We start from the raw sequence: 3,453 nt of genomic DNA, 5'->3' as shown, positions 1-3,453 counted from the left end.
GACGGCATGACTTGTCCTGACCGGCAGAGGGGACGAGGAAGATCTGCCAACACCAGCCTGCCACACCCCAGAACTAAACAGCGACGGTCTACTAGCAGGTCAGAGCGAACGGGACGGCACGTTTGTGCCGGCTGCGGGCCTGGCTGGCGCCGAGGAGTTGTTTGGCGTCTTCGATCCCGANGTCTGGCTGTGACGGGTGAAATCGGGCTTCCGGCTGGGGAGAAAGAGACACCCGCCCGCTGAAATGATCTCTCTTGCCATTGGAGAGATCATAAAGTGGGCGGGCGCGTGTGTTTTGGGGCAGAGGTCAAGTGCTGGACGGGTTGCCGGGGCTGCCGGCCGGGATCGGGGTTGTGTCGGTCGAACGGTCTGGCCGGTCCGTGTGGCCGCAGAATTGGTCGGCCGGCGTGGTTGTAGTGCGTCGTTCATGTTCAGGCTACTTCCCGTCATTCTGCCCTGGGTAGCGTCTATGGCCGGGGAGAGACGGAGCTGCTGGAATGGTTGACCCGAATGGGTGACCGGACCGACCGTAGGGCCGAGCTGTGGCTCGGCCGTAACGAGAACCCTATCGGGCCGGCTCCCGGCACGGTGAATCGAATCAGGGCACCTGCCGGCGAACTGCATCACTATTCGAGCGGGCTGACCGAGGCTGTTACCGGGGTCGCCGCGGAGGAATGGTTCGACCGGGTTGGGCCGGAGGTCGTCGCCCGCGAGGATCCCGATCCCACCGGCGACTCCACCGCTCTGACGCTTGGGTTCCTGGTCCCTCCGAACCTGCGCTGAGCCCTTCCCCACTCGCTGCGCCGCTCCGTGGCCCGAGACCAAGGGATGTTCCGCAATGTCCGCTCTGCCCTACCCGCACGAGCTGCAGGCGGTGGCCGGCGACGGCACCCTTGTAGACGCGATCTGGGCGCAGGTCGCCGCTCGCCCGCTCGCCCCTGCCGTCGTGGACGGCGGCAGGGAGTGGAACTACCGGCAACTGCGGGAGCGGGTCGACACCGTGGCCGGTCAGTTACTGGACACAGGTGTGTGCCGTGGCGACGCCGTCGGCCTGTGCGCCCCGCGGGGCCGGGAGACGGTGGTCGGTATGCTCGCGGCGCTCGTTGTGGGAGCGGCCTTCCTTCCCCTCGACCCACACGAGGTGCCCGACCCACACCAGGTGCCGGCCCCGCCGTCGCAGGCGCTGGCCCGGGCCGCCGAGCTTGGCGTTGGGGTCGTCATGGCGCCCCGCCGCTGGCATCCCAGGTTCACCGAAACCGCCTGGCGCTGCGTCGACCTGGACCGTGAGGTTGACCTGGACCGTGAGTGGGCCGGCCGGAGCTTTCCCCCGCCGGCCGGGGGCCCCGAAGCGCTCCGTGACATCGCCTGCGTCCTGATGACGTCGGGCAGTATAGGGCGACCGAAGCCGGTGGCGATCCCAAGCGCGGCGCTCTGCCACGTGATCACGGCTCTCGTCGACGTGTACGAGCTGCGCCCGGACGACCGGGTGCTGCAGTTCGCCCCGGCCACCGCCGATGTCAGCCTCGAAGAGATCTTCACGACGCTGGCGGCGGGGGCGACGGTCGTAGTCCGGGACGACGACATGATCTCTTCCCCGGCCCGGTTGCTGGCCTGCGTCGCCGAGCTCGGCCTGACCGTGCTCTCGCTGCCCACCGCGTTCTCATCGCAGCGGTGACATCGGGTCGCCCCGTTCGTCGGGCTCGACCAGCGCGAGCAACGCCGGGCGAAGCCCAGGATCGAGATCCGCGGCGCCATCCGTGAATGTTCCAGCCGCCGCGGCGATCGGCACGTGCCCAACGTCCCTCGCTTCGCGAAGAGCGCGCTGCCAGCACCTTGCGCGTTCGAGCTAGAGATAGCAGGCGCCCCCATGCAGTTCCTCGCCCCGACGTTCGCCGACGTCGTCGCCCACCACCAGCTACCAGCAGGCGGCGCCAACCCGCCATCGCTTTACAACCCGTCCGACGCCGTCTACGCAGCCGCGGCCTACCTATGCGACAACCACGTCGCCACCGACCTGACCGGCGCCCTATGGCACTACAACCATTCCGACGCCTACATCGCCCAGGTCGTCACCCAGGCCACCCAGTACTCTGAAACGACACCGAGCTCTTCAGTAGCGTGCCCGACTCTTCAGTCGGCAGTTCAGTCGGTTCTGATGGCCGACGGCACCCGCAAGCCGATTCGGGATGTCAAGGTCGGTGATCGGGTGTTGGCCCTCGGCTTCCAGCATCTCGGCATCCCCGTGGATCGCCGCCGCGGTGGCAGGCTGAGCAATCCAAACGGCACTCACCCGAGGTGGCGTAGAGGCGTAGGGGCGTACAGGTGTGCCGCGACCTGAGGCGTGCGCGACGGCTACCAGTGGATCGCCACCGCCGGCCGGCGCGACCAGCAGGGGGCGCGCTGACGACGAGCGAGCGGATCAGATGGCCGTGGCGACGGGCGGTGAGGCCGGTGAGTCGGGCGGCCCGGCCGGGGGGAGGACCGGGCCGCCCGCACGGCGCTACTTGACGTACGCGGCGATGAAGGGGGTGTCGGCCTTGATCTTGCCGAGGCGGGTGGCGCCGCCGGGCTCGCCGAGCGGCTCGTCGCGGCCCGGGAGGATGTCGGTGAAGAACGCCGCCTCGCTGTCGATGAACTCCTTGTCCTTCGCCTTCACCCGGTCGTCGCTGAGGGCCGCGCCGACGGGGCACGAGACCGCGCAGGCGCCGCACTCGGTGCACTCGTCGGGGTTGATGTACATCTTGCGGTCGCCCTCGTAGATGCAGTCGGCCGGGCAGCCCTCCAGGCAGGAGCCGTCCTTGACATCAATGCACGCCGCGGTGATGACGTATGGCATGGGAGCCCTCATTTCCGGATCGACGTTGCGGGCCGCTGCTGGGCGGTCGGCAATCGCGTGGCTGGCCTACGACTTTCGTTCCGACTGGTAAGCCGGGGCGGGTGCCGTGCGGCGAACCCGAAAGGAATCGTAGCGGCCAGGGCGAGGTCGAAACTGCGCGCGCTGTGAATCTCATGTAAACAAATAGCGCGCGGGAAAGATGACGTCGATATTCCTCGGGGCCAGAAAAACAATGACGCCAAGGATAATGTTTTCGTTGGATTTATCCTGGCTCTTTTCCCGGCGCCGGCCAGCCGGGGCGCAGGTGGGCACGGATGAGCGCAGGTGAGCGCAGTGGGGCGCGGCCGGCCGGGCCGGTCCGGAACGGTGTCCGGCGCCGGCGCGGCCGGCCGGTGAGGATGCGGCTCGTGCGGCTACGTTGCGGGCCTGGGCCCGGGCGGCCGTCTCCGATGAGCCTCGGCCCGGGCCCGAGCGCCCCGGAACTGTTCCTAGGGTCGGTGCTACTCCTAGGGTCGGTGCTACTCCTAGTAGACCGTCGCTGTTTAGTTCTGGGGTGTGGCAGGCTGGTGTTGGCAGATCTTCCTCGTCCCCTCTGCCGGTCAGGACAAGTCATGCCG

General features: G+C 68.2%; 4 protein-coding genes. 3 read left to right on the top strand and 1 reads right to left on the bottom strand.

Annotation, left to right across the window (positions count from 1 at the left end):
* The first annotated feature begins 510 nt into the window (after window positions 1–510).
* From FF36_RS31090 to FF36_RS39765, 3 genes are all read left to right on the top strand, one after another.
* Window positions 511–783, top strand: a complete 273-nt coding sequence (locus FF36_RS31090) for a hypothetical protein (protein ID WP_044888783.1) — start codon at window positions 511–513, stop codon at window positions 781–783.
* A 55-nt stretch (window positions 784–838) separates the two neighbouring features.
* A complete protein-coding gene (locus tag FF36_RS31085; protein ID WP_044888782.1) occupies window positions 839–1,675 on the top strand; it encodes an AMP-binding protein in 837 nt (278 codons plus the stop codon).
* A 192-nt stretch (window positions 1,676–1,867) separates the two neighbouring features.
* A complete protein-coding gene (locus FF36_RS39765) occupies window positions 1,868–2,338 on the top strand; it encodes a lysozyme family protein (protein ID WP_055407526.1) in 471 nt (156 codons plus the stop codon).
* 162 nt (window positions 2,339–2,500) lie between these two features.
* Here FF36_RS39765 and FF36_RS31075 read toward each other — a convergent pair whose 3' ends face one another.
* Complete coding sequence (locus FF36_RS31075) at window positions 2,501–2,836, bottom strand: DUF362 domain-containing protein (protein ID WP_044888781.1); 336 nt, start codon at window positions 2,834–2,836, stop codon at window positions 2,501–2,503.
* Window positions 2,837–3,453 lie beyond the last annotated feature (617 nt).

It is taken from the genome of Frankia torreyi (genome assembly GCF_000948395.1).
In the GTDB taxonomy this organism is placed as follows: Bacteria; Actinomycetota; Actinomycetes; order Frankiales; family Frankiaceae; genus Frankia; species Frankia torreyi.
Note: the sequence above shows the minus strand (reverse complement) of the source record. Positions and strands in the feature narration are given on the sequence as shown.

Coding starts and splice junctions, on each gene's coding strand:
- FF36_RS31090 (WP_044888783.1), top strand. CDS start 511: ATGGGTGACCGGACCGACCGTAGGGCCGAGCTGTGGCTCGGCCGTAAC.
- FF36_RS31085 (WP_044888782.1), top strand. CDS start 839: ATGTCCGCTCTGCCCTACCCGCACGAGCTGCAGGCGGTGGCCGGCGAC.
- FF36_RS39765 (WP_055407526.1), top strand. CDS start 1,868: ATGCAGTTCCTCGCCCCGACGTTCGCCGACGTCGTCGCCCACCACCAG.
- FF36_RS31075 (WP_044888781.1), bottom strand. CDS start 2,836: ATGCCATACGTCATCACCGCGGCGTGCATTGATGTCAAGGACGGCTCC.